This is a genomic window from Xenorhabdus sp. TH1 (assembly GCF_037260955.1).
GTDB classification, from domain to species: Bacteria; Pseudomonadota; Gammaproteobacteria; order Enterobacterales; family Enterobacteriaceae; genus Xenorhabdus; species Xenorhabdus griffiniae.
The window spans coordinates 3,705,944-3,731,292 of sequence record NZ_CP147734.1 but is presented as its reverse complement, the minus strand read 5'-3'; the positions used below and the strand labels follow the sequence as shown (position 1 = coordinate 3,731,292).

The following is a 25,349-nucleotide window of genomic DNA, read 5'->3' as shown; positions in this document are numbered from 1 at the left end:
ACTGAACTCATGTGTGGAATTCAATAGAGTATGAAAAAGAAGATAATCTCGAGGATTTATCTTGGATTGTTGTTGATTGCTTCCTTGATATTAGTGTTTGAGAAAGGTGGAGATATTTATCCTGTACTGGTGTCTGTCGGCGTATTCGGCATCATCTTTGGCCTGGCTTTTTTAGTTTCAGCGCGCTGGTTATTTTCGGTAGTGTTAACTGGCACGTTATTTATCATCCTAAAATTCCTCAACCAGATAAAAATCCATTACTACAAAGAACAACTGATGTTTTCTGATTTGAATGTGATGTTAGATCCATCAAATCAGGAGACTTTACGCCATTATTGGCTGGCAGGTATCGCTGTAGTGGCTATGCTTATCTGGTTGATATTCAACATGATATTGAGCTGGAAAATGGTCCCTTCTGCGCGTGGGATAAAATGGCGCTTCGCCAGTATCGTTTTGATGGTCGTGAGTACCTGGGGTATCAATCTCACAGTTAGTGCTTATCATGAGCAATGGCAAGGGGAATTACCGAAGGGGCGGGGAACGGTGACTAATATGGTAATGTCTGCCTCTGATGCCCAATATCAGCCGCCAAAATTGGGTTCATCTGCTGATTATTTCTTGCAGCAGGCGAAACAAGTGACGTTGCCTGAACCTCAGTCGGAGGTTAAACCCGATGTGGTTGTCTTGCTGCAAGAATCCACGGTCAATCCCCATATTTATCAATTACCTGCCAAAGTGCAGTTGCCCGATCTTTACATGTTCCGGCGTGATGCGGGTGTCAGTGCCCAAAGTCCACTCAGGGTACAAACCTTTGGTGGTGGAACCTGGTTATCTGAATTCTCCGTTTTAACCGGATTGAATACGGATGATTTTGGTTCACGTAAAAATGCGGTGTTTTATTTTGTCGTTGATCACCTGAAAAACAGCCTGTTTCGTGCAATGAAAGATAATGGCTATTACACGGTTGTTCTGACACCGTTTAATAAGTCTGCTTACCATGCGGGACATGCTTACAAGACACTGGGTGTTGATCGAATTATCCAACCGCAGGAGTTAGGGTATCCCGCTGGCATGGATGAAAATTTGTGGAAAATTCCAACACAAGATATGTTGTCTTATGTGAAAACTATCCTGGCTAAGGAAACAGACAAGCCGATTTTTATTTTCTCTCTCACCATGTATGAACATGGTCCTTATGAAGAGAGTCATCATGATGATTATGGCTTGGCTGGCAACGTTGACTCTGTAATAGCGACAGGTAAGTTTAGCCATTATATGGAAAAAATTGTGGCCTCTGATCCTGCCATCAGGGATTTCAGTGAATTCGTTGCTAATCGCGACAAGCCTACCGTTTTCCTCTATTTTGGTGATCATCAACCGAACATCAATTTTGATCACTATAATTCTCCGTTACCTGATCCAGCACATGTGACTCAGTTTACTCTGCGGGATAACCTGAAACAGGGAGCGTCAATAACAACGGGCAAGCTGACCGATATCTCTTTCCTCGGCGGGATCATTCTGGAACGTGCCCGTTTGTCAGCGCCAGCGTTTTACCAAGCAAATATGATCATGCGCCATTTATGTGGTGGTGCTTTGAATGATTGTCAGGATAGTGCATTGGTAGAGAGTTATAAGCATTATATTTATCAGCAGTTGGAAGCGGCAGGTAAGGAATAATGTTATCCCTTCTGTCGGTGATGCTACTGACAGAAGGGATGTGTTATCGATATACCGCTACAATATGGGAACTATGTGTGAAACCATTTAGTTATTTGTGGCGGTGATGCGATAAGCGCAGCGTCGGTGACCACTCAGGATATATTCGGTTCTTTCCACATTGGCTTGCAGGATCTCCCGAAACAGTTTCAACTCTGTCCGACAAAAACCCTGACACAATTTGGCGGCGGCACAAATTGGACAATGGTTTTCAAAAAACAAAATAGCGCCATCTTCAACAGAATAATGAGCCATATAGCCTTCTCGGCAGCGAATCGAAACCAGACGCTCAACCTTCTCCTGTAACCCAGTGGCACCTTCCATTGCCTTTTTATAGTTGGAAAAAGCCTCTTTTTCACGGGTGCTGATAATCAAATCCATAGCATCTTCACCCAACTGATTACGGATAATCGATATCAGTTGCGTTGTTAAATCTGCGTGAGCATCAGGAAATTTGGCATGGCCTTTCTCTGTAATATGCCAAAGCTGTATTGGACGCCCAACCCCCCTTGTTTCTGATTTTGCTTCAACTAACCCCTCTTTAGCCATTTTCACAAATTGCTGACGGGCTGCTTCTCCAGTTGTTCCCAATAATTTGCCGGCATCAGAGGCTTGTAAGGCACCTTGAGTTTTTAGCAACATTAATAGCTTTTCACTCACTGTTTGCCCTACGATTGTACTATTTTCCAAGTCATCGCTTGACATATTGTTGATCCCGACATTAATTTATTCCAAGATTTATCTTGTTTAATTTAGCGTAAGACTTTTCACAACTCAACCTGTGTTTAGGGCAAAAATGATGATAATGACTGAGGAAAGCCGCTGGAGGGATCTGTTTTCCAGCAAAAATGCACCGAGTGCGATAGCACTTTCACTGGGCGTGGTATTGATGGCAATTAATACCTTAATTGCGATTACGATTCTGCCTTCTGTCGTCAATGATATTGGAGGATTAAATCTTTATGCCTGGAATACGACATTGTTTGTCGTGGCATCGATTATTGGTTCCGTTCTTTCTGCGAGATTGTTGAGTGCATTGGGTGCAAGAAACGCTTATCTGATTGCATCAGTGATCTTTTTTATCGGTAGCTTACTCTGTACTCTTGCACCGACAATGGTAGTGATGTTGGTTGGCAGAACCATTCAGGGCCTGGGTGGTGGATTTTTGTTCGCCCTTTCCTATTTGATGATTAATCTCGTCTTTGCCCAATCACTTTGGCCGCGAGCTATCGCATTGGTTTCGGGGATGTGGGGTGTAGCGACTTTAATCGGGCCAGCTATTGGCGGTATTTTTGCTGAGATGGATGCATGGCGTTACGCATTTGGCATTATGCTTCCTATTATTCTGTCTTATGCCGTATTTACCTGTCTGATTTTACCTAAAACAGAGGTGCAGGATAAAACCAAAACAGCACTGCCCATTGTTCAATTGATTCTGTTATCGGCAGCGGTACTGGCGGTTTCTTCTGGCAGTTTGTCGCCAGATGTTCGGTTCAACATTCTCGGCATTGTTGCCGCTGTGATATTCATCTTTTTATTGATTATTTATGAGCGTAGAGCTTCAGCCAGGTTATTGCCTGAACGTTCCCTAAGTTTACGTTCTCCTCATTTGGTCTTATTTACTACTATATTTCTATTGGTAGTGGGTTTATCAGGGGATGTTTTTATTCCCTATTTTTTGCAAATTCTGCATGGGCAATCCCCTTTTGTTTCTGGTTACATGGTTGCGTCCGTGGCAATGGGTTGGACTATAGGAGAAATACTCAGTGCTAGCTGGCAAGGGACAAAAATGCGGTTTGCGATTATCAGTGGGCCTGTCTTCATGTTGGTTGGTATGTTGCTGTTGCTTGTGTTGCTGCCATCTCAGTCAGCAGGGGAACGGCAGATTATACTACCGATAATCCTGGGATTGGGGATGTTTGGTTTTGGGGTTGGATTCGGCTGGCCTCATCTTTTGACGCTCATTTTACAGGTTTCCCGTGATGCGGATAAAAGCATCGCCGGTTCATCCATTACTACTATACAGTTATTTGCCTCTGCATTTGGTTCTGCATTGGGGGGAATGACCGTCAATTTATTTGGATTTTATCAGCCAGGAGGCGTTGAAGGGGCTGCTTCTTCTGCTTATTGGCTATTTTTACTCTTTTCCATTGCACCAATATTGGCATTATTAACAGCATTTCAATCAGCGAAAATTAAGGCAGAGGAATAAATTTATTATCAACGGCATTATCATAAAAAAAGTAGTGCCGTTTTCTTGATTCCGTGTGATGGGATATCCATATAATAGTGGTGATTGATATTATGAACCGAAAGTTCTAATTTCCTTCCCGTGTATTTGATAAATGGAAATTGGATTGTGTATGAAAAGTGAATGTGTCCAAATTGGGTACACGTCAATCATGTACTATTGTGGGGCGGATTTATTCATTGATGAGTAGACAGCCTAAGTCTGCATAAATACTGGGTTGTTGTTATTCAATATCTTCTAGGGGTACACCTTTGGGTACACGGCAAAATGAGATGTTCACTTATTCTCATAAAAAGTAAGTTGTGATTATGTCTTACAGTTTGGCTCAACATGGTCTACCAATTCGCGTAAATGTTGCGCCAACTGGTCAACAGTTTTCGCACCCGTGGCAGCCTCTACTGTTAAGTTTTCTAGTGTATTGTCGTTATCACGGATCTTGATACCGTTGCGGTAAAGAAAAGTCATGGTAACGAAAAACGCTGTGCGCTTATTACCATCATTAAAGATATGACCACGAGCAATAGCAACCCAGTAGGTGGCTGCAAGTTCAAAGATGTCTGTTACACCTTCATTGTGGGTACGGTTTTGTACCCGATAGATAAGTGCTTCAGCTCTGCCTGAATCGGGCATTCCAGCAACGCCGGGAAACCACTGCAATATACGGTCATGAAAAGCGATAACTTCCTGCGCGCTGACCCATATCATCGGTTTGTCAGAGCCTCTACCGTATGCCCATGACGCTGCATAATCGAATCAAATTCTGCATCCAGTTTGGCATTCTGGTATGCCTCGAATTCTGCTTTACTGATAACAACTGCTGAACTGCCGTCCCGACGAGTAATTTCAACAGGTTCGCCGTGGGTAGCCGCATCCAACACTTCTGAAATATTGGCTCGTGCTTGGGTTGAGGTGTATGTACGCATAATATATCTCCAGATATGTACATGTGAATTGTACATAATTTGGGTGTTTATTCAACAATAGTGATCTCGGCATAGTTCACCTTTAATCGTGGCTTTTTTGCATACTCATATAACGCAACCAATCGCCCGCTAAGCTACGCAGATTTTAGATCATGTCACCACATCACGCCCACACCACGTAATTCCCACGAAATCAACGTAAACTTCACGTAGAACGGTCTACACCGTACCCGCCTGCACGTTTTCGATCAAAAAGTTTTTTCAATTTTAAAATCCTACAAACCAAATCACCAGACCGCGCCAGTACTGACTGTGTGAGGAAAATCTCAAACTGAAATGAGTGAAAAGAATTTCAGTTTCTTATCCAGTTGCACTCTCGTATATTGATTGTATTTATTTGAAATAAAATGATTTTTCTATTTTGCGTGAGATTTTTACTTGGGAGGAAACCTACATAAAAACCAGTCTTCATGCGGAATGGGAGGAAATGTAAACTGAAATTGTGTGAAAAATTTATTTTCACTGTTAGCGTTCTGCTCCAGACAGTTGTACCAACTTACTAGGACGTATCCACGCACTGATCTCTTTGTCTGTAAGTTTAGGCATTTGTGCAATTCTCAATGTAAAAAAGTGGGGGTGTACCCAAAATGGTTTTTAGAATGTGCTATGGGTACACGCTAATCATGCGCTACTGTGATTCGTTCAGCAATTCTGATAGTAAAAAAGCCAGCAATAACAAGGTATATGCTGGCTTTCTGAAATGTTGTGATTCGCTAATGGATTTATTCATTGAGTAGAAGGATCAAGCCCGCATGAATACTGGATTGTTGTTACTCAATATTTTTTAGGGGTACACCCTAAATCGGAGCGTGCAAGATTTAACATGCAGGCAAATAGTTCCTCAGTCACTGCATAAATGAAATTATCTCGTCAAAATCAACCACTGCTTTGGCGGATAAGGCCATCGGGTTAATCATGCGATGACCTTTAATATTAGGGGTTAGGGGTGAGCAATTTCTTTACGTGCTAATTCCGCCAGAAAAGCCGAACGGTTCTTATAGTGACCGTTTCGCTCAATATAGCGGTCTATCGCGGTTAACAAATTGCCAGGCATCGTCAGATTAAACTTGATGGCCTTAGATTCATATTTCGCAGGGTCTAGCTCAATTAGTGCAATCATTCCTCCATCTTCCGTTAAGCGGGGATCATTGATGTACTCTGAGGGATCTTTCGGCGCGGGGACATATCCGCCTTGTTCCGTCAATACCTCCATATGCTGCCCGAACGCGCTTTCAGCATCACGGATAGCTTCTTCTAAAGTGTTGCCAGCGAAAAAGCAGCCGTCAGCATCAGGAAAGTAACCGTCAAAGCCCTCTTCTGTTTTAAAGATAAAGAGTGGATAAATCATAATATTACCTCGTCGTATGATGATGAGTAGCGCAGAGAAGGAACGGTTAGACCGCTCCTTAATTATTACAACAACTTCAATCCTGAATTTTTCTGTGCCTGTCGAATCCCCTTTGACGAATCTTTTCTCGGATGCGGTACGGTGATTATTTCTTTGACTCCCGGTTTGGCTAGCGTGACATGACTCCCATCTTGCCGCATCTTTACCCAACCGTCAGCCATTAGGCGTTTGATTAACTCTGTACTACTCATCAACCCTCCATTGCGTTAATGTATGGGTATAATACCCATAATCTCAAGTGTTGTCAATTATTTTGTGGGTATTATACCTATGATTATTGACTAGTGTTCTCCCTCTTAACCTGTTATTTATTGCCCACCCATAGAGCGCAACCAGACGCATACAGAGCTATGCACAATAACATTGACTCACTCTACGGCTAATTTGGATCACGTTATTACATTGCATCTCATGCTGCGTAATTCCCACGAAATAAACGTAAACCCCACTACACCGCACCCGCCTGCACTTTTTGGATCAAAAAGTTTTTTCACTTTTAAAATTCTACAAATCAAATCACCAGACCGCGCCAGTACTGGCTGTGTGAGAAAAATTTCAAACTGAAATGAGTGAAAAGAATTTCAGAAAATTTCAGTTTGTTATCCAGTTCCGCTCTGGAGCGTCAATTGTATTTATTTGAAATAAAATGATTTTTCTGTTTTACGTGAGATGTTTACTTGGAGGGAAACCCAACATAAAAACTGAAAAGCCAGTCTTCATGCGGGGTAAGAGGAAATGTAAACTGAAATTGTGTGAAAAAATTATTTTTGCTGTTAGCGTTTTGCACCAGACAATTATTGATGCGATTTCCCATATGACTACAACTTCAATACATGGTTACTTGGATCTTGCATCAACTTACTGGGACGTATGGAATGTGAAAAACTCAAGGTTAAAACGTATGTATGACCACATTCAACATCATTACAACAACAGTAAATCTCCGGTATGTTATCCAATCTTTCCATTTTGATTTTTTTGATTGTTGCCTGCTCGTTGCACTCTGGGTAGTATATTTTCATCACGCGCATTGTTGCTAATCCTCGCTTTAATGCCTTCCAGAATAAAGCCAATTTAATACATACCTTTCTATTTTTAGGTGTAACATGGGTTATATCATTGAATTATAAGAAATAAATCTGTTACACCTGTTACCCTTGTTACACCAAATAAATAAGATGGTCAGTTATGAATAAAAAAGCCAGTTATCAGGCGCGGTTTTCCGACTAACCTGGTGTTTTCTGCTGCTCGATGTATTGCCGGATGATCGAGATCGGCGCACCTCCGCAACTACTTGCAAAATAGCTCGGTGTCCACAGAACGCCTTTGTAGTAATAGCGTAGAGCAATATCTGGACGGTCACGCCGAAGCAGCCTGCTGGAAACGCCTTTAAGACTGTTGACCAGATTCGATACTGCGAGCTTTGGCGGGTAGTTGATCAGCAAATGCACGTGGTCGTATTCGCCGTCCATTTCAACCAGTTCAACACCAAAATCAGCACATACGCTGCTAAAGTAGCTGCGTAGCTTTTCGATGGCATCAAGATCGAATATCTTTCGTCGATACTTGGCGACGAATACCAAGTGGACGTGCATCAGGAAAACACAGTGTCTTCCGCGTCGAATATCAGTTTCTTTTGTCATAGACCAAAGTATAATGATAGTCATGATACGACTTCAAGCCTTCAAATTCCAGTTAAGACCAAATGGTCAGCAGGAGCGCGATATGCGACGCTTCGCAGGGGCTTGTCGCTTCGTTTTTAACCGTGCACTGGCACTCCAGAATGAGAACCATGCAGCAGGGAATAAATATCTCCCTTACACCAAAATGGCTTCATGGTTGATTGAGTGGAAATCCGTACCTGAAACACAATGGCTGAAAGAATCTCCCTCGCAACCGTTGCAGCAGTCACTGAAAGATCTGGAGCGCGGCTACAAAAATTTCTTCCAGAAGCGTGCTGCATTCCCCCGCTTCAAAAACAAAGTCACCAGTGAAATCAGCAAAAACCACGCGATGATCGTCATTGAAGACTTGAAGGTCAATAACATGTCGAAATCGGCAAAAGGCACGGCAGAGAAGCACGGAAGAAACGTCAGAGGCAAATCAGGCTTGAACCGCTCGATACGGGATCAAGGCTGGCATGAAATGCGCCGTCAGCTTGAGTACAAGCAGCTCTGGCGCGGTGGTCAGGTAGTGGCGATACCTCCGGCATACACCAGCCAGCGGTGTGCCTGCTGTGGTCATACGGCGAAAGAAAACCGTCAGACGCAAAGTCAATTCGTGTGTCAGGTATGCGGCTACACCGCGAACGCGGATGTAAACGCCGCACGTAATATTTTAGCGGCAGGACATGCCGTGCTTGCCTGTGGAGGGATGGTGCAGTCAGACCGCCCGTTGAAGCAGGAACCCACCGAGGTGAGTCAGGCTTCGGTCTGAACGCTGTAGGAATCCCCGTCCTTTAGGGCGGGGAGGATGTCAAAACAATGTATAGACTGGCTTGATGGTTTGTTGTGATTCGCTAAGAAACGTTATTCAATATTTTGAATCTGCTCGCGCATCTGCTCAATCAGCACCTTCAACTCAATCGCAGAATTCGTCACATTCGCATTAATTGATTTTGAAGCCAATGTATTCGATTCGCGGTTAAATTCCTGCATCATAAAATCCAGTCGGCGGCCGACAGCTTCTTTTTTCGTCAGGATATTACGTGTCTCTTTGACATGAGCATCCAGACGATCCAACTCTTCTGCTACATCAATACGCTGGGCTAATAAAATTAGCTCTTGCTCAAGGCGATTATTATCTAACTGAATTTGTGCTTCTTCTAACTTGGTCTGTAAGCGCTCGCGCTGCCATTGCAGGATTGCCGGCATTTGTTCTCGGACTTTAGCCACTTCTACAGTTACCGCATCCAAGCGTTGCTCAATCAGTGTTTTGAGCGCTTGTCCTTCGGTTTCACGACTCTGGATAAAAGAATCTAGCGCCAGATCTAATTCTGCCAGCAACTGTGCATTGATGACATCCAAATCCTGCTCTTCGGCAGACATCACGCCTGGCCAGCGTAAGATATCTACCGGATTAATTTCACCTTCACTACTCTGTTGTTTAACCCAACTTGCTGCTTCAACCAGTTGTTTTGCCAGTTTTTCATTCAGGATTAAGGAATTTGGGGCAAGGGAGTTCAATTCAAAACGAAGGTTACATTCCACTTTGCCGCGCGTCAGGCGGGAACGGATGCGCTCACGAATGACAGGTTCAAGGCTTCTGAATTGCTCTGGCAGGCGGATATAGGTTTCCAAGTAACGCTGATTGACAGAACGTAGTTCCCATGCTGCATTTCCCCAACCTCCTTTAATATCTTGCCGTGCAAAAGCAGTCATACTACGGATCATAATTCGTTTCCAATTTATAAAATGATGTGCGGATTATAGCGCTCCATGTAGATGCAGGATAGGCATCCGCCACTTTAGGCAGTATAATGCGCCCCTAAAATGTACGAACAACGGAGATACACTATGAGCTTAGTAGGAAAGCGTCCAGCAGGAAGGTCAGCGGGGCAGGTGCGTCCTATTAAAATGACCCGTCATTACACCAAACATGCAGAAGGCTCCGTTCTGGTGGAATTTGGGGATACCAAAGTGTTGTGTAATGCTTCCGTTGAAGAAGGAATTCCCCGTTTCCTGAAAGGCCAGGGACAAGGCTGGATCACCGCTGAATACGGTATGCTGCCACGCGCAACCAATAGCCGTAATGTACGCGAAGCTGCCAAAGGCAAGCAAACAGGTCGCACAATGGAAATCCAACGCCTGATTGCGCGTTCACTACGTGCTGCCGTTGATTTGAAAAAATTAGGGGAATTTACCATTACGCTAGATTGTGATGTGATCCAAGCGGATGGCGGTACTCGTACTGCGGCTATTTCTGGCGCTTGTGTGGCTCTGGTCGATGCCCTAAATAAGCTGGTTGCGGAAGGCAAACTGAAAGAAAGCCCGCTAAAAGCAATGGTTGCGGCAGTGTCTGTTGGCATCGTTGAGGGTGAAGGACGTTGCGATCTGGAATATGTCGAAGACTCTGCGGCTGAAACTGATATGAATATCGTCATGATGGATGATGGCAGAATGATTGAAGTGCAGGGTACGGCAGAAGGTGAACCGTTCAGCCATGATGAGTTGCTCTCACTGCTTTCATTGGCAAAAGAGGGATTGGATACGATTTTCAAAGCACAGCGAGATGCGTTAGAACAAGAACCATTAAAATAATAAATAAATCAGGCGGCTGAAGAGTCGCCTTTTTTATGCCTGCAATAAATTTACCTGCAATAAATAGTAATGAATGACAAGAGATCAAAGAGGAGAAACCCCAATGAAAGCCTATCAGCGCGAGTTTATTGAGTTGGCACTGGAAAAACAGGTGCTGAAATTTGGCGAATTTACGCTGAAATCAGGCCGCAAAAGTCCGTACTTTTTTAATGCTGGCCTGTTTAATACCGGACGTGATTTGGCGTTGATTGGTCGTTTCTATGCAGCAGCGTTGCTAGATAGCGGAATTCAGTGTGATTTGCTGTTTGGGCCGGCTTATAAGGGGATCCCGATTGCAACAACTACCGCAGTAGCATTGGCGGAACGTCATGATATCGATATGCCTTATTGCTTTAACCGCAAGGAGGCTAAAGATCATGGTGAAGGTGGATCGCTGGTTGGTAGTCCTCTGCAAGGTAATGTTGTTGTTGTGGATGATGTTATTACCGCAGGTACGGCGATTCGTGAGTCGATGGAAATCATTAAGCAGCACGGGGCAACGCTATCCGGTGTGATTTTGTGCCTGGATCGTCAGGAACGTGGACGTGAAACGCTTTCAGCAATTCAAGAAGTTGAACGTGACTATCATTGTCAGGTTTTTTCCATCATTACCTTGAATGATTTGGTAAGTTATTTGCGCGAAAACCCAGAGATGCAATCTCATCTGGAAGCGGTAGAGGCTTATCGCAAAGAATACGGTATTTAATGGCCAGTAAGCTGGGTTGAAAAAAAATCCCTCGCCCAAAAATGGGCGGGGTGAGTAGTAGAAATGGCATCTATCTAATGGTAAGGATTGCGATAATGATGATGCCATTATTAAGTCACTGAGTAGTGAACTTAATGAACGAGGACATGTTAACACAACTCAATAAAAAATCCGCACGTTATCATTCACTCTATGAAGGGCATAACTTACGATGCTGCGATCAGCTATTGTAGTGGATTAGATTATTGCAGTTGGGTCAATATCAATGGCCAGCGTACTTCAAATTCAGTTGTCGGGCGATAGCGAAATTCAGAGCGAACAAAACGGGAGAGCATCCCTTCGCAAAATGCCAGTAGCTGTGATGCCAATACGGATTCGTCATAAGCGAATCCTTGCCCATCACGGATTTTTCTCTCTTTTAAAATTTGGCGAAGTTGCATTTCAATTCGCTCAAATAGCTGGTTTATTCGATTTTGTAATCTGTCTTGTTCGAACATTAGAGCATGGCCGGTCATGATACGAGTCAGCCCCGGATTTCTTTCCGCAAAACCTAAAAGAAGGACGAGAATTAACCGAATGCGTATGATGGTGTCTTTTTCATCTTGCAGGATCAGATTGATACGTGAAATTAAGGTATCTTCAATAAATTCAATCAAGCTGTCAAACATCCGGGTTTTGCTCGGAAAATGACGGTAAAGGGCTGCTTCAGAAACACCAACGTTTGCGGCAAGTTTTGCAGTAGTAATGCGTTGGCTGCCATCACTGGATTCCAGCATGTGTGCCAGAGTCTGCAAGATTTCCTCACGTCTATTTTTCTTCTTTGTACGTTCTTTTTCTGCCATGTCTGGTAAGACCCCTGCTAAAACAGCAAAACAAATCCAGCGATTTTTTGCCACAACGTTATTGTTGCCAAAAGCCATTTTTGCCAAAAGCTATTGTCGTCAAAAACATTGTGGACAAAAAATATGAAAATCGATTGATGGTACAGGCCTTATGAAAAGTTATTGACGACCGGAATGGCCAAATCCACCATTGCCGCGTTGGCTCTCCTCAAAATCTGCAACCACATTGAATTCAGCCTGTACAACGGGTACAAAAACCATTTGGGCAATGCGTTCGCCAGGTTCGATAATGAAAGTTTTATCACCACGGTTCCAAACTGAAACCATTAATTGTCCCTGATAATCTGAGTCGATAAGTCCTACCAAATTGCCCAGAACAACGCCATGTTTATGACCCAGACCAGAGCGAGGGAGAATAACTGCCGCTAATTGCTCATCTGCAATATGGATAGCAATCCCAGTTGGCAGAAGTTCAGTTTGGCCAGGAGGTAGTTCCACTGCATTATCCAGACAAGCACGTAAATCTAAACCCGCAGAGCCAGGTGTAGCATAAGTCGGTAAAGGAAATTCTTGCCCGATGCGGGGATCAAGGATTTTAACGTCGATTTTTTTCATCATAGCGTTTGAGTATCTCGTCTAATAAGCTGTGGCTGAGTTGTAATTTACCATTGTGGGGTAACAGAACACTACCATCATGCCAGAATAGATGTAATGCGTTAGTATCACTGTTGAAACCGTGTCCGGCCAGGGATACATTATTTGCGCAAATCAAGTCCAGATTCTTCTGTTTGAGTTTTCCGCGGGCGTATTCTTCCACATTCTGGGTTTCGGCTGCAAATCCAACGACAAATGGACGATTTTTTTCTATGGTAGCAACGCTCGCTACAATGTCAGGATTTTTCACCAGTGTAAATGTGATTTCATCACCCTGCTTTTTGATTTTTTCTGTTGAGATTTGCTTAAAACGATAGTCAGACACGGCAGCGCAACCGATAAAGATATGCTGTGAGGCTACGGTAGCTTGAACCTGTTCATACATTTCCAGTGCACTATTGACATCAATGCGTTTAACGCCTTGTGGTGTGGGTAAATTAACGGGGCCGGTAATTAATGTCACCTCAGCACCCCGTTCTGCTGCTGCCTGTGCAATGGAAAACCCCATTTTACCGGAGCTATGATTGCTGATGAAACGAACAGGATCCAAGGCTTCACGGGTTGGTCCTGCGGTAATGGTGATACGTAGGCCAGAAAAATTTTTCTCCGTGGTGAAATGCTGCATTGCCCGTTCGACAATCGCCATCGGTTCCAACATTCTCCCTGGCCCAATATCACCACATGCCTGGCTGCCCTCATCTGGTCCCCAAATTAATACATTACGCTCTTTAAGTACCTTCAGGTTATGTTGGGTGGCCTGCGCTCGGTACATTTGTTGGTTCATGGCGGGAGCAACAGCAATAGGTGCAGCGGAAGCCAGGCAGATTGTAGTGACTAAATCGTTCGCCATGCCTGTGGCCAGACGAGCAAGTAGATCTGCGGTGGCGGGGGCGAGAATAATTAAATCAGCCCACTTTGCCAGTTCGATATGCCCCATAGCAGCTTCGGCTGCGGGGTCTAGAAGATCATCTGAGACGGGATGACCGGATACTGCCTGTAAGGTCAGTGGAGTGATAAAAGCTTCTGCTGCAGGAGTCATGACGACGCGTACCTGGGCGCCACGATCACGTAAGCGTCGTACTAGTTCGGCTGTTTTGTAAGCTGCGATCCCTCCGCTGATCCCGAGGACTATCTGCTTACCAGAAAGTGAATTATCAGAAAGTGGTTTGCCGGAAAATCCTGTCATTTTGATTGTCCAGATGTAAGTTACAATTCCCTAAGATTCTATCACAAGAAAATATTGTGTTGAGAACTGTCCCTATTTAGGTAGTCAAAAATGGCAAGTTTGCGAAGCGTTGCGCAAGCCTCGCAAGTCGATCTGGCGATGATTTTTTCATCATGGGATAGTAAGTGCGTAAATGTAGGTGCGTGAATATATAACTGCATGAATATAGAGGAAGAATGGAGATAGCGGGCGAGTGAATATTGATTGATAGCACCCATTGTTATGAGGGGATTATAGGGCAAGGGATTGGGACAATATTGAAGGTGGGAGGAGTATTATGGATTTAACGGTAATGGAAAGAAACGATGAATTGCATTTAAATCTTCTTCCCCGGGAGAAATTATTAGCTTATGGGGCTGTTTCCCTAACCGATGCGGAGTTATTGGCTATCTTTCTGCGTACAGGAACCAGGGGCGTTCCTGTCGTTCAAATGGCAGAATACCTGCTGAAATCATTTGGTTCGCTTTATCACCTTCTATCCGCGGATTACGATGAATTTTGTTCACATAAAGGCATGGGGAGATGTAAGTATGTCCAATTGCAGGCGATATCTGAATTGGCAAAACGGTTTTTCTCCAGTCAATTTATCCATGAAGATATTATGAGCAGTCCCACGATGACTCAAACATATTTGCAGGATTTATTATCCTGGCAAGATAGGGAGATATTTGTGGTGTTGTTTTTAACTAACCAAAATAAAGTTATTTGCCATGATGAAATGTTTAAAGGAACGATAAACAAAGTTGAAGTTCATCCACGTGAAATTGTGAAACAAGCGGTTAAAGTAAATGCTGCATCAATTATTCTTGCTCACAATCATCCTTCCGGCAATCCAGAACCTAGCCTGGCAGATAAATTAGTGACAGAAAAAATTATTGAAGCTTGTGACTTGGTTGGCGTTAAGGTTTTGGATCATATCGTTATTGGTAAGCAATCTTGTGTCTCATTTATGGAAAGAGGTTGGATTTAATACGGTTTTTTCGCATTACGATCAGATCTTAGTTGTTCGGGACTTGAGCATCAGCTAATGAGGGCGTATACTACGCCACCTTTGAGGATCTTGGGTTTGGCGAGAAGAGCCTATCTCAGTAAGTTTTTTTACTGGGAGAATGTGAGTCCTTTTAGTGACGTTCTTTTCAGTAATATTTTCAATAAAGAAAGTTTGCTGAGATGGGCTCCTAAGCCTGACGAGGCGGTCATACCCAATATAAAGCTCGAGCTGATTTGATTTTTGGAGAATAGACATGTCCCGAGTCTGCCAAGTTACTGGCAAGCGTCCGGTGAGTGGTAACAACCGCTCCCACGCATTAAATGCGACTAAGCGTCGTTTTCTGCCTAACCTGCACTCTCACCGTTTCTGGGTTGAGTCTGAGAAACGTTTTGTAACTCTGCGTGTATCTGCCAAGGGTATGCGTGTGATTGACAAAAAAGGTATCGACACAGTTCTGTCTGAACTGCGTGCCCGTGGTGAGAAGTACTAAGGAGCTGAAAAATGGCTAAAGGTATTCGCGATAAAATCAAGCTAGTTTCTTCCGCTGGTACAGGTCACTTCTATACCACTACGAAGAACAAGCGTACTATGCCTGAAAAATTGGAAATGAAAAAATTCGATCCAGTTGTTCGCCAGCATGTTATGTACAAAGAAGCTAAAATTAAGTAATTTTAGTGGATTATAAAAAACCCAGCATTATGCTGGGTTTTTTATATCTGTTGATAATGTCACCACGGCTTATTTTAAATTGGGTTATGCGTGTAGACCTGTGCATTGTTCAGTTATACTACCGTTTTTTCAATTATGAACCGTCAGGTGTAGCGCTAAAATGGTTAGAAAGACCTTGAATATCTTACATACAGAGTCATCGTGTGGTTGGGGAGGGCAGGAAATTCGTATCCTGACAGAGTCTCAAGGCATGATACAGCGTGGACACCATGTCGTTATCGTTTGTTGTCCAACTTCAACCCTTTACCGTGAAGCTCATCATTACGGTGTGCCTGTTGTTGCGCTCCCAATTGAAAAAAAACGTCTTTCTTGTCTTCGGGCAATACGTCATTGGCTAAAAACAGAAGGTCGCCAATTTGATGTAATCAATACCCATAGTTCTACGGATTCTTGGCTAGTGGCGGCGGCATGTGCCACATTAAAAGGCATGCCCCCGATAGTCCGAACCCGTCATGTTTCAACCCATGTTTCAAAATCCATTGCGACTCGTTGGCTGTATTTGCACGCAGGTCAGCATATTGTGACAACCGGGGAAAAACTACGCCAATATCTGCATATACATAACGATTATCCGCTATCTCATATGACTTCTGTACCGACAGGAATCGATTTGTCACGTTTTCATCCTGAAAATAAATCCTTAAGTCGTCAGCGTATTGGCATAAAAGATAAGCCAACACTGGGCATTGTCGCCACAATGAGAACGTGGAAAGGCCATCGTTACCTTCTTGATAGTTGGAAAACTCTCCACCAACGTTATCCTGATTGGCAATTACTGTTCGTGGGTGATGGCCCCCAGAGAAAGAATTTAGAGCCGCGAGTTCAGCAGGAAGGACTGACAGAAAGTGTCATTTTTCTTGGCAATCGTCAGGATGTTCCTGATTGTTTAAATGCAATGGATATATTTGCTCTGCCTTCGTTTGGCAATGAAGGTGTACCCCAAGGTATCATGCAGGCAATGGCGTGTGGATTGCCTGTTGTGTCTACATCGGTGGGAGCGATAACAGAAGCCGTAATTGATGGAGATACAGGGTATATTATTGAACCTAAAAATGTTGAACAATTAGCAGAAAGATTAGATTCATTAATGAATAATATTGAATTGCGTTTACAAATGGGAGAGGCCTCATTGCAACGAGCAACTCACTTATTTGGTATGGATAATATGTTAGAAAAAATGGAGACTATTTTTTATTCTAGTATTGAAAGTAAGAGGTAACGTTTTATTTATATCATTTTTATCCATATTAGTAGAATAATCGATATTTTTTCTTAGCTATTTGAAGTGTAATTAGATTATTCTTATGAGTTTATTGTGTTACTAACCATAAATAGAACATTGATATACTTTACTGTATAGTATCTTAAGTGCCCCCAATTCCTGAATTGATAATTTAATATTCATTATTATGCAGCCCCAAAATATCCTAATCATCAATATTGCCCGTTTTGGTGACACCTTGCTGATAACGCCAGTTATTCGCGCCCTGAAAGAAAAATGGCCAGAGGCAAATATTGATATATTTGCGCATAAAAAAACGAAAGAAATCCTTGAAAATATAGAATTAATTAATAAATTGAAAGATTTTTCAAAGGGCAAAGCCAGATGGTGTGGCTGGTTTTCTCGTCGGCACTATGATCTGGCATTAGTCTATGGCCAAGATAAATCTCTATTGCAATATGCCAAACGCGTAGCAAATTTGACGGTTTATTTTGCGGATATCTCTAGTAAAAAGTCAAATGAATATACTGTTGCAAAGCCTGGAATACTTATACCAGCACAACAGGAAAGGGCTTTGTTAATTGATTTACTTGGGGTTGAAGTGAGTAATTGGCGTTTGCAGTATAATGTAAGTTCGTGTGAAGAGGCATACGCCAGAGATTTTCTTCAGCGGCAAGGGATAGAGCGGCAATTAAGAATTGGTTTTCAGTTACAGAGTTTTCCAGCAAAAGCCTATCGTGATTGGCCTGTAGAATATTTTTACGAGTTAGCTCAACGTATTTACCGTGATTATCCGTATGCACATGTTTTGTTGTTAGGCAGTAAAGAGAGTGAAGAAAGTGCGCGAATGCTGGCTGAGAAATTGGGTACAAACAGATGTTCATCATTAGCAGGTAAAACTACGATGCGGCAAAATGCGGCAATCATGAGCCAACTTAATTTGTATGTGGGCGTCGATACTGGAACAACTCATCTGGCAGGAGCCTTGGGAATACCAATGGTTGCACTGTACCACAGTTTTCATCCAGGACGTTTTCTTGCACCTCAGCAACATCCCAAATTAGTGGTAATTGAACATCCGATAGATTATCGACAGGCAACTCGTCAAGATACAATGTCGGCAATATCGGTAGATCAAGTCTGGCGTTCTGTTCAAAATTTGCTGGAAAATGAATGAAAGGATAATGAAATCCAATGAAGATAGGATTTATCGATGTTACTGTTACTATGTCGTATGGCGGCATTCAAACCGCTGTTTGGGAGTTAGCCAAAGCGCTAACTGATGAGGGGCATGAAGTCCATATTTTCGGTGGTGTTGGTGATGTTCGGCCGGCATTAGGTGGAAGAAATATCCATATTCATACTTTCCCATTTATCTCTAGAGAGCGCGTGCTTAACATTGGGCGTCGTTTCCAACGCATTGTTGAACGTTATTCTTTTGCTCGTCATGCCCGCGCAACAGTTATTGCTGAAAATTTTGATTGGGTGATTTTGACCAAACCATTTGATTTTTTCTGGCCCAGAATGGTGCCTGCAACATCTCGTACCCAGTTTTGCTATATGAGTGGTGGAACCAGTTTTTTTAAAGGGGATCGGGTATTAGGTAAGAAAATATCTGCATGGGTTGCATGTAGCCATTTTAATGCCTGGCAGATTCAGCATCATTTCAAGCAATTTCCAAGCGTCATCTATAATGGCGTAGATATCAGTAAGTTTAAACCATCTGACTCGGATGTCCGAACTCGATTAGGTATTAACGAGAAAACGTTTCTGTTAACGTTTGCAGGCAGATTAGTTGGCTGGAAAGGTATGAAAGTAGCCATTAATGCAATGACTTTGCTGCGGAACAAGGATGTAAGGTTATTAATTATTGGTAAAGGTGAAGAGTTGAAATCGCTTGAAAAGCAGGTTTCAGCTTTGCAGCTGGAAAAATCTGTTATTTTTCACCCTCCAGTTAGTCACGATCAATTACCAGAATTTTATGCTGCGGGTAATGCTGGTATTTTCCCTAGTATTGGTGATGAAGCATTCGGTATTACTATTGCAGAAGCGATGGCGTGTGGACGCCCTGTGATTGCCAGTTGTATTGGCGGAATACCGGAAGTGGTCGGCAACGAAGGTAGTACTGGTATTTTGGTGACACCGGGTGATGCTGTCGCTATTGCTGAGGCGGTGAATCATCTTTTATCTTTGCCGGATAGGGGAGAAAAGATGGGGAAATCTGCCCGCCAGAGGATTGAAACGATGTACACTTGGCAACATTCTGCTAGCCGTTTATTGAACGCTATAAAAAAATAATGAAAATTGCGTATATTGATCCTTATCCTGTACCTGATTATCGGGTTGCGTCGTTGCAAATTTTGCAGAATGTAGACGCTTTTGCCCGCCAGGGGCACTGTATTTACCTGATTACTCCAAAAGGCCAAAGTCAAGTTGAGGAGATTCTTGGCCGGTCGTTACCATCCTACGTAGAGCTAGTTGCCTTGCATGATATACGTAGAAAATGGTATTTCCCGCTAAATACCCAGAAACTGTTTTATTTGCAGGTTTCGCGATGGCTAAAGGAGCATCAAGTTGATGCCCTTTTTACCCGCAATATTAAAATGGCAAATTATCTGTTGTGTAATCATCCAGATATTCCTCATTTTTTTGAAAGCCATGAGGTATTTTCTCAGTCGTTTAGAGAGTCCCATGATTTACTAAATCGTAGAAACCAACGTAAATATCATAAACTAAGAAAAATTGAACAGCAGGTTTATGATAGTTCTAAGGTTGTTTTTGCCCTGACTTCGCTCTTACGAGAAGATATTTATAAGCAATATAGTGTCAAAACACCGATTGTTGTTGCTCCCGATGGCGTTGATATGCTAGCGGTTGAATCTGCTAAGCAGACACTTGTTGGCAGCGATTACAGCAATACTTTGGCTAAAAAAGTGCTTTATTTGGGCAGCTTGCATCGTTGGAAAGGTATCCCAACGGTAATGAAATCTATGTGTTACCTGGATAATGTTGAACTAAACATTGCTGGCGGTACAAATGAACAAATTGAGCGATTAAAACAGATTGCTGAACGAATTGGCGTGAGTGATAAAGTGAATTTCCTGGGTTTTATTCAACCCAGAAAACGTTTTCAGGTTATTGCTGGCAGTGATATCTGTGTCTTGCCACTGACGAAAACCAGTATTGGTAGCCGCTATACCTCCCCTCTCAAGCTATTTGAATATATGGCCATGGGCAAGCCTGTGGTTATTTCTGATTTCCCTTCCATTCGTGATGCTGTTGATGAAAATGCGGTAAATTTTGCTGATAGTGAAAATGCAGAGAGTTTTGCTGAACAGATTCAATGGTTGATTAATCATCCTGTTGAAATGATGGCGAAAGTTGACTATTCGCAACGACTAGTTGCGGAACGTTTTAACTGGGATCAGAGGGCGAAGTTAATTATGAACGTGATAACGGAAAAATTATTCCAATAATCTGCTTATCCTATCGGAAAATGTGTAAATTCAGCCCATATCATCCATTGCCTATGGGCTGGTATTTTGTCGTTTAGCTTATATCGCTTTATCGGGTGTTTTCTTATATAGCGCAAGCATTAAGCCAAACAAGATACCTATCTGATTGATATAGGCATTTTCAAAAGTTCCTCTGACAATAAACACGCCAATAAAAGCAGACAGAAGGATAAGCCCTACTTGCCGGACAATACCTTTATTTTGGCGTATGATTTGTCCTCCAGTCAACAGAGCCGAAAATGTCATCAATAATGTTGTTATCAGGCCAAAGATGCCAGCCGAAAACCAAAGTGATAAGAAGATGTTATGTGGACCAAGCGAAATCCTAGATGTCCAGTCAGGATAATCGGCCACACGGCTATCGTAGACCTGATGATAGATTTTATTACCAAAACCATAGCCTTTGATAGGGTTTTCCATAATGAGCGACCATGCAGAGCCTTGAGTACCATTATGATAACGATGACTACTGTCTGTTTGAGTGAGTTTATAGAACAGTAATCGGGTATCAGGGTTGGAAGCCGTTGTCCAGTGTGTGGTGCCCGCCAGTAACCCTAAACATATTGTAGCTACAAGGGTGAGTTTCCACTCTCTGTTAATCACAATAATAAATACAGTGGCAACGGCAACGGCAACCCAGGCTCCACGGGAAAGTGTCCCAAGGAGTAAAAATAAGCTCATTGCTGAGGCAATAATCAATAATACCCAACTCAATAGAGAATGTTTTTTCCATAACGCCCAGGTACATAGCAACACGGGGAAATAGAAAATAAAACCGTATGAAAACTCACGATGATTGAAATTCTTAAATGGCATTTCACCAGTAGCATGGTAATTGATGATATATTTTGCAATATCGGTCAGTGAAATAGCCGCCATTCCGATAATAAATGAAACCAGAATCATCTTTGCGATATGCTCTTTACTTTCTTGGTAGAGCAAAATCGGGAAAGTAAAACTGAATAAAAGTAATCCATTTAAGATAGGCTTGTTCATTTCCTTGAAACTTAATGCAGGATCAATAGAGATCCCCACAGAATAAAACATTGCCAGAACGAACAGTAATACGGATAAAAACAGGTGGCTACGTAACGAATTGATGACTTGGCGAAAATATCTTACCAGATAATAGAGTGCGGTTGTACCGATAAGAATCATGACAATATTTTTGTATCTTGTGATATCTGGCAGATAAACAAGAATAATATATAGCCCAACAAGAGATAAATTCCATAAGGATTTCTTGTCGTGACAGAGGTTAAATCTATTTTTTATATTAAGCATAATGAATAATCTATTTTCTTATACTAACCAATCAAATCTGGCTGCAAATAATACATGAAAACAATATTGTAATCTGCTTAGATACAATATTCTCAGATCAATATCGTAGATAATTTATTCAAGGGGTGGGTATGCCGGAGCTACCAGAGGTAGAAACTAGCCGCAGGGGGATTGAACCTCACTTGGTTGGTAATGTGATCCAATATGCTGAGGTCAGAAATGCACGTTTGCGCTGGCCTGTTTCTGAGCAAATCATGGCGCTTTCAGACAGGCCTGTGCTTAGTGTCCAACGGCGGGCAAAATACTTATTGCTTGAGTTGCCGGAGGGTTGGATTATTATCCATTTGGGCATGTCTGGTAGTCTGCGTGTCTTGTTGGATGAACAGCCCCCGGCAAAGCATGATCATGTCGATTTGGTTATGTCCGATGGCAAAATTCTCCGGTATACCGATCCCCGACGTTTTGGTGCGTGGTTATGGAGCGACAATCTCAAAGAGTGCTCTGTACTGGCTCATTTAGGTCCTGAGCCTCTTTCTGATCAGTTTGATGGCGAATATCTTTATACGGTTTCTCGCAACAAAAAAACAGCTATCAAACCTTGGTTGATGGATAACAAAGTTGTGGTTGGTGTTGGGAATATCTATGCCAACGAAGCGTTGTTCGTTGCGCGTATTTTGCCTGAACGCTCCGTGAATTCATTAACACAGCAAGAAGCGCATCTATTGGCCGAGATAATCAAACAAATTTTACGTCGTTCCATTGAACAAGGTGGAACAACACTGAAGGATTTTCTGCAATCTGATGGTAAGCCGGGATATTTTGCCCAAGAATTGTTTGTCTACGGTAAGAAAGGTGAACGTTGTCCGCTATGCGGTGAGAAAATCGAGTGTGTGAGATTGGGGCAACGCAGTACATTTTTCTGTCGTCAGTGCCAGCATTAAAGATATTGGGGGGCAGAAGATAGTTGCCCCGTATAATGTATTATTTACCTAATTTTTTTAGCATTGCCAGCGCAACGGGTTCTGACAGGAAAGATGAAACGTCACCATCATGGCGTGCAACATCCTTGATTAAGGATGATGAGACGAAAGACAGAGTTTGGGAAGGCAATAAAAAGACACTTTCTAGCTCAGGCATAAAATGTCGATTCATATTGGCTAGTTGCCATTCATATTCAAAATCGGAAACAGAGCGTAATCCGCGGATTAAGATGTTAGCTTGCTGTTTTTTGGCAAAATTAACCATCAGTTCGCTAAACCCAACCACATCAACATTTTTCAGATGTGCTGTGACTTCTTTTGCCAACGCGACACGTTCTTCCAAACTGAACATGGGACTTTTTCTATCACTATTGGCGATAGCCAATAAAACATGGTCGAACATGTTTGCGGCACGAGTAACAATATCAAGATGACCATAAGTGATGGGGTCAAAGGTGCCGGGATAAATCGCTTTTCTTTTCATCGTTGTTCTTACCCTTTGTTTGAGCCATTTCCCACAGTGCAGCGTATTTATTGAATGTATACTGGGCATTCACAATTGCCAACACCAGCCCTTGTTTACCATCCAAAAAACCTGCCCTTAATAACCAAGTTTTGAAAAACGCGCCTAGCGTATGGTTGATTATAGAAAAATAACGGGTTTTTTTGCCTTGTTCGTAGCGATGCTTTGCCCAATCTCTTGCATAATTTAATTGTTTTTGTTGAAACTCCATTAGGTTACGGCAGGTCAAATGACGCAGGTTCCCCTTTAGAGTTACGATAGAGACGCCTCGGGTATCAAGGGATTCGTGAACCTGATTGTTGTTATATTGGTAACGTTCTCGGCAATAAAGGCGAATAACCCTATCAGGATACCAGCCACTGTGTTGCATAAATCGCCCCATAAACAGGTTGAGGCGTGCGCAGCTATAAACTTTATTGTCATCAGGATTTGTCAGAACATGTTCAATGGATGCTTTTAGTTCTGGTGTTACGCGTTCATCGGCATCAATCATAAAGATGTAATCACCGCTGGCATAGGATTGTGCGAGCTGCCGTTGCCGTCCGAAGCCAGGCCATTGGGTATTTGAGTAGACTTTTGCCCCCATTTCGCTGGCTATTTGGCAAGTTGTATCGGTGCTGCCTGAATCCAGAACGATGATTTCATCCGCCCAATTTACAGAAAGCAGGCAATCTGCAATTACATCAGCGGCATTTTTGGTGATCATGACAACGGACAGGCGTTTTTTGGCAATCATCAATGGCTCCTTGGTGGGAGGTAAGGTTCCAGTAATTTTAGCAAGCGTTGAAGAGCACCTTGGTTTTCATGCAGGACTTCTGCGGCGTGGTGGCCGTAATAGCGTCGGTAATCTTCGTCTGTCAGCAGGCTATTAATAGCTGAACTTAATGATTGGCTATCTGTAACAGTAATCAATCCATCCGCTTTATGTAGCTTGGCACAAATATCTTTAAAGTTGAATGTGTGTGGACCCATGATAACTGGAATGGCATGAGCAGCCGCTTCCAGCGGGTTATGTCCTCCACGTTCTATCAGGCTCCCTCCGACAAAAGCCAGATCAGCGATACCATACAGGAGCATCAATTCACCCATAGTGTCGCCAATAACCACTTGCACATTGGTATCAGGAATAGTGCCGGTACTACGTAATATCGCGTTTAACCCTGCTTTTTGGGTTAACTCAGCCGCTTTACCAAAACGTTCGGGATGGCGGGGTACTAGAATTAACAATAGATCAGGAAATTGTTTAAGCAGTTTGCAATGTGCGTCCAGGATAATTGTCTCTTCCCCATCATGGGTACTGGTTGCTATCCATACAGGGCGATGCGGTGCCCATTGACGGCGCAATGTGACGGCTTTTGCTGCGAGTTCTGGTGTAACAGAAATATCGAACTTAAGGCTACCAGTGACAGAGAGTTGGGAGCGTCTTAATCCCAATTCGATAAAACGTTCACCATCTTCCTGATTTTGTGCGGCTATCAACGTGATTTTATTTAAAATGGTTTTAATAAAGTTGCCAATTTTCTGGTATCCCGCTGCTGATCGGGCTGATAGCCTCGCGTTGGCGATAACCAGTGGAATTTCCCGTTGATGTAACTGAGTAATCAGGTTTGGCCATAGTTCAGTTTCCATAATGATCACTAGCTTGGGATTGACGTGATCAAGAAAACGTTTCATTGAACCTGGCAGGTCATAGGGAAGGTATACATGGTTAACATCATTGCCCAGGGCAGAAAGAACCCTTTCCGAACCTGTCGGTGTCATGGTTGTTATCGTAATGGGCAAAAAAGGGTAATGGTGCCGTAAGATCCGTACGAGCGGAATGGCAGCTAATGTTTCTCCAACAGAAACGGAATGCAGTAAGATCCCACCTGGGGTCACCTTTTTAGCGCAGAAGCCATAGCGTTCTCCCCAGCGTTTGCGGTACGCGGGGGATTTGCGGCTGCGCAGCAGCAGACGTAACCAGATAATTGGTTGGATAAGGTAAAGAAGTACCTGATATAAGCGAAGCAACATTCTATC

The 25,349-nt window shown here is 42.9% G+C and carries 27 protein-coding genes; 13 read left to right on the top strand and 14 right to left on the bottom strand.

Features of this window, described 5'->3' with window-relative positions; translation table 11 throughout:
* Positions 1-30: 30 nt before the first annotated feature.
* Positions 31-1,680 carry a sulfatase-like hydrolase/transferase gene (locus WDV74_RS16440; protein WP_338883877.1) on the top strand — a complete coding sequence of 550 codons (1,650 nt, stop codon included), beginning with the start codon at positions 31-33 and terminating at the stop codon, positions 1,678-1,680.
* An 87-nt stretch (positions 1,681-1,767) separates the two neighbouring features.
* Here the strand turns inward: WDV74_RS16440 and WDV74_RS16435 are convergent, their stop codons facing one another.
* Complete coding sequence (locus WDV74_RS16435; protein ID WP_338883876.1) at positions 1,768-2,424, bottom strand: metalloregulator ArsR/SmtB family transcription factor; 657 nt, start codon at positions 2,422-2,424, stop codon at positions 1,768-1,770.
* A gap of 94 nt (positions 2,425-2,518) precedes the next feature.
* On the opposite strand from WDV74_RS16435, the gene WDV74_RS16430 reads away from it, so the two are divergent.
* Positions 2,519-3,931, top strand: a complete 1,413-nt coding sequence (locus WDV74_RS16430) for an MFS transporter (RefSeq protein ID WP_338885631.1) — start codon at positions 2,519-2,521, stop codon at positions 3,929-3,931.
* 345 nt (positions 3,932-4,276) lie between these two features.
* Here the strand turns inward: WDV74_RS16430 and WDV74_RS16425 are convergent, their stop codons facing one another.
* The 5 genes from WDV74_RS16425 to tnpA form a co-directional block, all read right to left on the bottom strand.
* Positions 4,277-4,675: a type II toxin-antitoxin system death-on-curing family toxin gene (locus WDV74_RS16425; RefSeq protein WP_338883875.1), complete on the bottom strand. Its 399-nt coding sequence runs from the start codon at positions 4,673-4,675 to the stop codon at positions 4,277-4,279.
* Positions 4,672-4,893, bottom strand: a complete 222-nt coding sequence (locus WDV74_RS16420; protein WP_047962450.1) for a type II toxin-antitoxin system Phd/YefM family antitoxin — start codon at positions 4,891-4,893, stop codon at positions 4,672-4,674. Before WDV74_RS16420 ends, WDV74_RS16425 begins: the two co-directional genes overlap by 4 nt.
* 1,000 nt (positions 4,894-5,893) lie before the next feature.
* The gene (locus WDV74_RS16415; protein WP_338883874.1) at positions 5,894-6,301 is read right to left on the bottom strand and encodes a type II toxin-antitoxin system HicB family antitoxin; all 408 of its coding nucleotides are present in this window, start codon (positions 6,299-6,301) and stop codon (positions 5,894-5,896) included.
* 65 nt (positions 6,302-6,366) lie between these two features.
* Positions 6,367-6,552, bottom strand: coding sequence for a type II toxin-antitoxin system HicA family toxin (locus WDV74_RS16410; RefSeq protein ID WP_338883873.1), 186 nt, complete (start codon positions 6,550-6,552; stop codon positions 6,367-6,369).
* Positions 6,553-7,587: 1,035 nt separating this feature from the next.
* Positions 7,588-8,004: an IS200/IS605 family transposase gene (tnpA, locus tag WDV74_RS16405; protein ID WP_338885501.1), complete on the bottom strand. Its 417-nt coding sequence runs from the start codon at positions 8,002-8,004 to the stop codon at positions 7,588-7,590.
* Between the two features lie 22 nt (positions 8,005-8,026).
* Here tnpA and WDV74_RS16400 point away from each other — a divergent pair, with 22 nt between their 5' ends.
* Complete coding sequence (locus tag WDV74_RS16400) at positions 8,027-8,797, top strand: transposase (protein ID WP_338883872.1); 771 nt, start codon at positions 8,027-8,029, stop codon at positions 8,795-8,797.
* Positions 8,798-8,889: 92 nt separating this feature from the next.
* Here the strand turns inward: WDV74_RS16400 and WDV74_RS16395 are convergent, their stop codons facing one another.
* Positions 8,890-9,753, bottom strand: a complete 864-nt coding sequence (locus WDV74_RS16395) for a YicC/YloC family endoribonuclease (RefSeq protein ID WP_338883871.1) — start codon at positions 9,751-9,753, stop codon at positions 8,890-8,892.
* A gap of 123 nt (positions 9,754-9,876) precedes the next feature.
* On the opposite strand from WDV74_RS16395, the gene rph reads away from it, so the two are divergent.
* Entirely contained in the window at positions 9,877-10,620 is a 744-nt protein-coding gene (rph, locus tag WDV74_RS16390; RefSeq protein WP_338883869.1) for a ribonuclease PH, read from the top strand.
* A gap of 103 nt (positions 10,621-10,723) precedes the next feature.
* Positions 10,724-11,365 carry an orotate phosphoribosyltransferase gene (pyrE, locus tag WDV74_RS16385; RefSeq protein ID WP_338883868.1) on the top strand — a complete coding sequence of 214 codons (642 nt, stop codon included), beginning with the start codon at positions 10,724-10,726 and terminating at the stop codon, positions 11,363-11,365.
* A 242-nt stretch (positions 11,366-11,607) separates the two neighbouring features.
* Here the strand turns inward: pyrE and slmA are convergent, their stop codons facing one another.
* From slmA to coaBC, 3 genes are all read right to left on the bottom strand, one after another.
* A complete protein-coding gene (gene slmA, locus WDV74_RS16380) occupies positions 11,608-12,207 on the bottom strand; it encodes a nucleoid occlusion factor SlmA (RefSeq protein WP_338883866.1) in 600 nt (199 codons plus the stop codon).
* Positions 12,208-12,366: 159 nt separating this feature from the next.
* On the bottom strand, positions 12,367-12,825 hold the full coding sequence (dut, locus tag WDV74_RS16375) for a dUTP diphosphatase (protein ID WP_338883864.1): 459 nt from the start codon (positions 12,823-12,825) through the stop codon (positions 12,367-12,369).
* Positions 12,803-14,047: a bifunctional phosphopantothenoylcysteine decarboxylase/phosphopantothenate--cysteine ligase CoaBC gene (gene coaBC, locus WDV74_RS16370; RefSeq protein WP_338883863.1), complete on the bottom strand. Its 1,245-nt coding sequence runs from the start codon at positions 14,045-14,047 to the stop codon at positions 12,803-12,805. Before coaBC ends, dut begins: the two co-directional genes overlap by 23 nt.
* A gap of 316 nt (positions 14,048-14,363) precedes the next feature.
* On the opposite strand from coaBC, the gene radC reads away from it, so the two are divergent.
* The 7 genes from radC (at position 14,364) to WDV74_RS16335 (ending at position 20,504) form a co-directional block, all read left to right on the top strand.
* The gene (gene radC, locus WDV74_RS16365) at positions 14,364-15,056 is read left to right on the top strand and encodes a DNA repair protein RadC (protein ID WP_338883861.1); all 693 of its coding nucleotides are present in this window, start codon (positions 14,364-14,366) and stop codon (positions 15,054-15,056) included.
* Between the two features lie 274 nt (positions 15,057-15,330).
* The gene (gene rpmB / locus WDV74_RS16360) at positions 15,331-15,567 is read left to right on the top strand and encodes a 50S ribosomal protein L28 (protein WP_092512040.1); all 237 of its coding nucleotides are present in this window, start codon (positions 15,331-15,333) and stop codon (positions 15,565-15,567) included.
* 11 nt (positions 15,568-15,578) lie between these two features.
* Positions 15,579-15,746 carry a 50S ribosomal protein L33 gene (gene rpmG / locus WDV74_RS16355; protein WP_010847629.1) on the top strand — a complete coding sequence of 56 codons (168 nt, stop codon included), beginning with the start codon at positions 15,579-15,581 and terminating at the stop codon, positions 15,744-15,746.
* A 160-nt stretch (positions 15,747-15,906) separates the two neighbouring features.
* A complete protein-coding gene (locus tag WDV74_RS16350; protein WP_338883857.1) occupies positions 15,907-17,025 on the top strand; it encodes a glycosyltransferase family 4 protein in 1,119 nt (372 codons plus the stop codon).
* Positions 17,026-17,215: 190 nt separating this feature from the next.
* Positions 17,216-18,205 carry a glycosyltransferase family 9 protein gene (locus WDV74_RS16345; protein WP_338883855.1) on the top strand — a complete coding sequence of 330 codons (990 nt, stop codon included), beginning with the start codon at positions 17,216-17,218 and terminating at the stop codon, positions 18,203-18,205.
* Between the two features lie 17 nt (positions 18,206-18,222).
* Positions 18,223-19,326 carry a glycosyltransferase family 4 protein gene (locus WDV74_RS16340; RefSeq protein ID WP_338883853.1) on the top strand — a complete coding sequence of 368 codons (1,104 nt, stop codon included), beginning with the start codon at positions 18,223-18,225 and terminating at the stop codon, positions 19,324-19,326.
* A complete protein-coding gene (locus tag WDV74_RS16335; protein ID WP_338883852.1) occupies positions 19,326-20,504 on the top strand; it encodes a glycosyltransferase in 1,179 nt (392 codons plus the stop codon). The genes WDV74_RS16340 and WDV74_RS16335 overlap by 1 nt, the downstream gene beginning before the upstream one ends.
* 78 nt (positions 20,505-20,582) lie before the next feature.
* Here WDV74_RS16335 and rfaL read toward each other — a convergent pair whose 3' ends face one another.
* Positions 20,583-21,827 (bottom strand): O-antigen ligase RfaL, encoded by a 1,245-nt coding sequence (rfaL, locus tag WDV74_RS16330; RefSeq protein ID WP_338883851.1) that lies wholly within the window; start codon positions 21,825-21,827, stop codon positions 20,583-20,585.
* A gap of 131 nt (positions 21,828-21,958) precedes the next feature.
* On the opposite strand from rfaL, the gene mutM reads away from it, so the two are divergent.
* Entirely contained in the window at positions 21,959-22,768 is an 810-nt protein-coding gene (gene mutM, locus WDV74_RS16325) for a bifunctional DNA-formamidopyrimidine glycosylase/DNA-(apurinic or apyrimidinic site) lyase (RefSeq protein WP_338883850.1), read from the top strand.
* Between the two features lie 40 nt (positions 22,769-22,808).
* Here the strand turns inward: mutM and coaD are convergent, their stop codons facing one another.
* The 3 genes from coaD to waaA are packed head-to-tail and all read right to left on the bottom strand — an operon-like array spanning position 22,809 to position 25,343.
* Positions 22,809-23,291: a pantetheine-phosphate adenylyltransferase gene (gene coaD, locus WDV74_RS16320; protein WP_338883848.1), complete on the bottom strand. Its 483-nt coding sequence runs from the start codon at positions 23,289-23,291 to the stop codon at positions 22,809-22,811.
* Positions 23,257-24,066: a glycosyltransferase family 2 protein gene (locus WDV74_RS16315; RefSeq protein ID WP_338883847.1), complete on the bottom strand. Its 810-nt coding sequence runs from the start codon at positions 24,064-24,066 to the stop codon at positions 23,257-23,259. The genes coaD and WDV74_RS16315 overlap by 35 nt, the downstream gene beginning before the upstream one ends.
* Positions 24,066-25,343, bottom strand: a complete 1,278-nt coding sequence (waaA, locus tag WDV74_RS16310; RefSeq protein ID WP_338883845.1) for a lipid IV(A) 3-deoxy-D-manno-octulosonic acid transferase — start codon at positions 25,341-25,343, stop codon at positions 24,066-24,068. The genes WDV74_RS16315 and waaA overlap by 1 nt, the downstream gene beginning before the upstream one ends.
* Positions 25,344-25,349 lie beyond the last annotated feature (6 nt).

What these genes read in the sequence shown, in the direction of transcription:
- WDV74_RS16440 (WP_338883877.1), top strand. Translation starts at nt 31, where the DNA reads ATGAAAAAGAAGATAATCTCGAGGATTTATCTTGGATTGTTGTTGATT.
- WDV74_RS16435 (WP_338883876.1), bottom strand. Translation starts at nt 2,424, where the DNA reads ATGTCAAGCGATGACTTGGAAAATAGTACAATCGTAGGGCAAACAGTG.
- WDV74_RS16430 (WP_338885631.1), top strand. Translation starts at nt 2,519, where the DNA reads ATGATAATGACTGAGGAAAGCCGCTGGAGGGATCTGTTTTCCAGCAAA.
- WDV74_RS16425 (WP_338883875.1), bottom strand. Translation starts at nt 4,675, where the DNA reads ATGATATGGGTCAGCGCGCAGGAAGTTATCGCTTTTCATGACCGTATA.
- WDV74_RS16420 (WP_047962450.1), bottom strand. Translation starts at nt 4,893, where the DNA reads ATGCGTACATACACCTCAACCCAAGCACGAGCCAATATTTCAGAAGTG.
- WDV74_RS16415 (WP_338883874.1), bottom strand. Translation starts at nt 6,301, where the DNA reads ATGATTTATCCACTCTTTATCTTTAAAACAGAAGAGGGCTTTGACGGT.
- WDV74_RS16410 (WP_338883873.1), bottom strand. Translation starts at nt 6,552, where the DNA reads ATGAGTAGTACAGAGTTAATCAAACGCCTAATGGCTGACGGTTGGGTA.
- tnpA (WP_338885501.1), bottom strand. Translation starts at nt 8,004, where the DNA reads ATGACAAAAGAAACTGATATTCGACGCGGAAGACACTGTGTTTTCCTG.
- WDV74_RS16400 (WP_338883872.1), top strand. Translation starts at nt 8,027, where the DNA reads ATGATACGACTTCAAGCCTTCAAATTCCAGTTAAGACCAAATGGTCAG.
- WDV74_RS16395 (WP_338883871.1), bottom strand. Translation starts at nt 9,753, where the DNA reads ATGATCCGTAGTATGACTGCTTTTGCACGGCAAGATATTAAAGGAGGT.
- rph (WP_338883869.1), top strand. Translation starts at nt 9,877, where the DNA reads ATGAGCTTAGTAGGAAAGCGTCCAGCAGGAAGGTCAGCGGGGCAGGTG.
- pyrE (WP_338883868.1), top strand. Translation starts at nt 10,724, where the DNA reads ATGAAAGCCTATCAGCGCGAGTTTATTGAGTTGGCACTGGAAAAACAG.
- slmA (WP_338883866.1), bottom strand. Translation starts at nt 12,207, where the DNA reads ATGGCAGAAAAAGAACGTACAAAGAAGAAAAATAGACGTGAGGAAATC.
- dut (WP_338883864.1), bottom strand. Translation starts at nt 12,825, where the DNA reads ATGATGAAAAAAATCGACGTTAAAATCCTTGATCCCCGCATCGGGCAA.
- coaBC (WP_338883863.1), bottom strand. Translation starts at nt 14,047, where the DNA reads ATGACAGGATTTTCCGGCAAACCACTTTCTGATAATTCACTTTCTGGT.
- radC (WP_338883861.1), top strand. Translation starts at nt 14,364, where the DNA reads ATGGATTTAACGGTAATGGAAAGAAACGATGAATTGCATTTAAATCTT.
- rpmB (WP_092512040.1), top strand. Translation starts at nt 15,331, where the DNA reads ATGTCCCGAGTCTGCCAAGTTACTGGCAAGCGTCCGGTGAGTGGTAAC.
- rpmG (WP_010847629.1), top strand. Translation starts at nt 15,579, where the DNA reads ATGGCTAAAGGTATTCGCGATAAAATCAAGCTAGTTTCTTCCGCTGGT.
- WDV74_RS16350 (WP_338883857.1), top strand. Translation starts at nt 15,907, where the DNA reads ATGGTTAGAAAGACCTTGAATATCTTACATACAGAGTCATCGTGTGGT.
- WDV74_RS16345 (WP_338883855.1), top strand. Translation starts at nt 17,216, where the DNA reads ATGCAGCCCCAAAATATCCTAATCATCAATATTGCCCGTTTTGGTGAC.
- WDV74_RS16340 (WP_338883853.1), top strand. Translation starts at nt 18,223, where the DNA reads ATGAAGATAGGATTTATCGATGTTACTGTTACTATGTCGTATGGCGGC.
- WDV74_RS16335 (WP_338883852.1), top strand. Translation starts at nt 19,326, where the DNA reads ATGAAAATTGCGTATATTGATCCTTATCCTGTACCTGATTATCGGGTT.
- rfaL (WP_338883851.1), bottom strand. Translation starts at nt 21,827, where the DNA reads ATGCTTAATATAAAAAATAGATTTAACCTCTGTCACGACAAGAAATCC.
- mutM (WP_338883850.1), top strand. Translation starts at nt 21,959, where the DNA reads ATGCCGGAGCTACCAGAGGTAGAAACTAGCCGCAGGGGGATTGAACCT.
- coaD (WP_338883848.1), bottom strand. Translation starts at nt 23,291, where the DNA reads ATGAAAAGAAAAGCGATTTATCCCGGCACCTTTGACCCCATCACTTAT.
- WDV74_RS16315 (WP_338883847.1), bottom strand. Translation starts at nt 24,066, where the DNA reads ATGATTGCCAAAAAACGCCTGTCCGTTGTCATGATCACCAAAAATGCC.
- waaA (WP_338883845.1), bottom strand. Translation starts at nt 25,343, where the DNA reads ATGTTGCTTCGCTTATATCAGGTACTTCTTTACCTTATCCAACCAATT.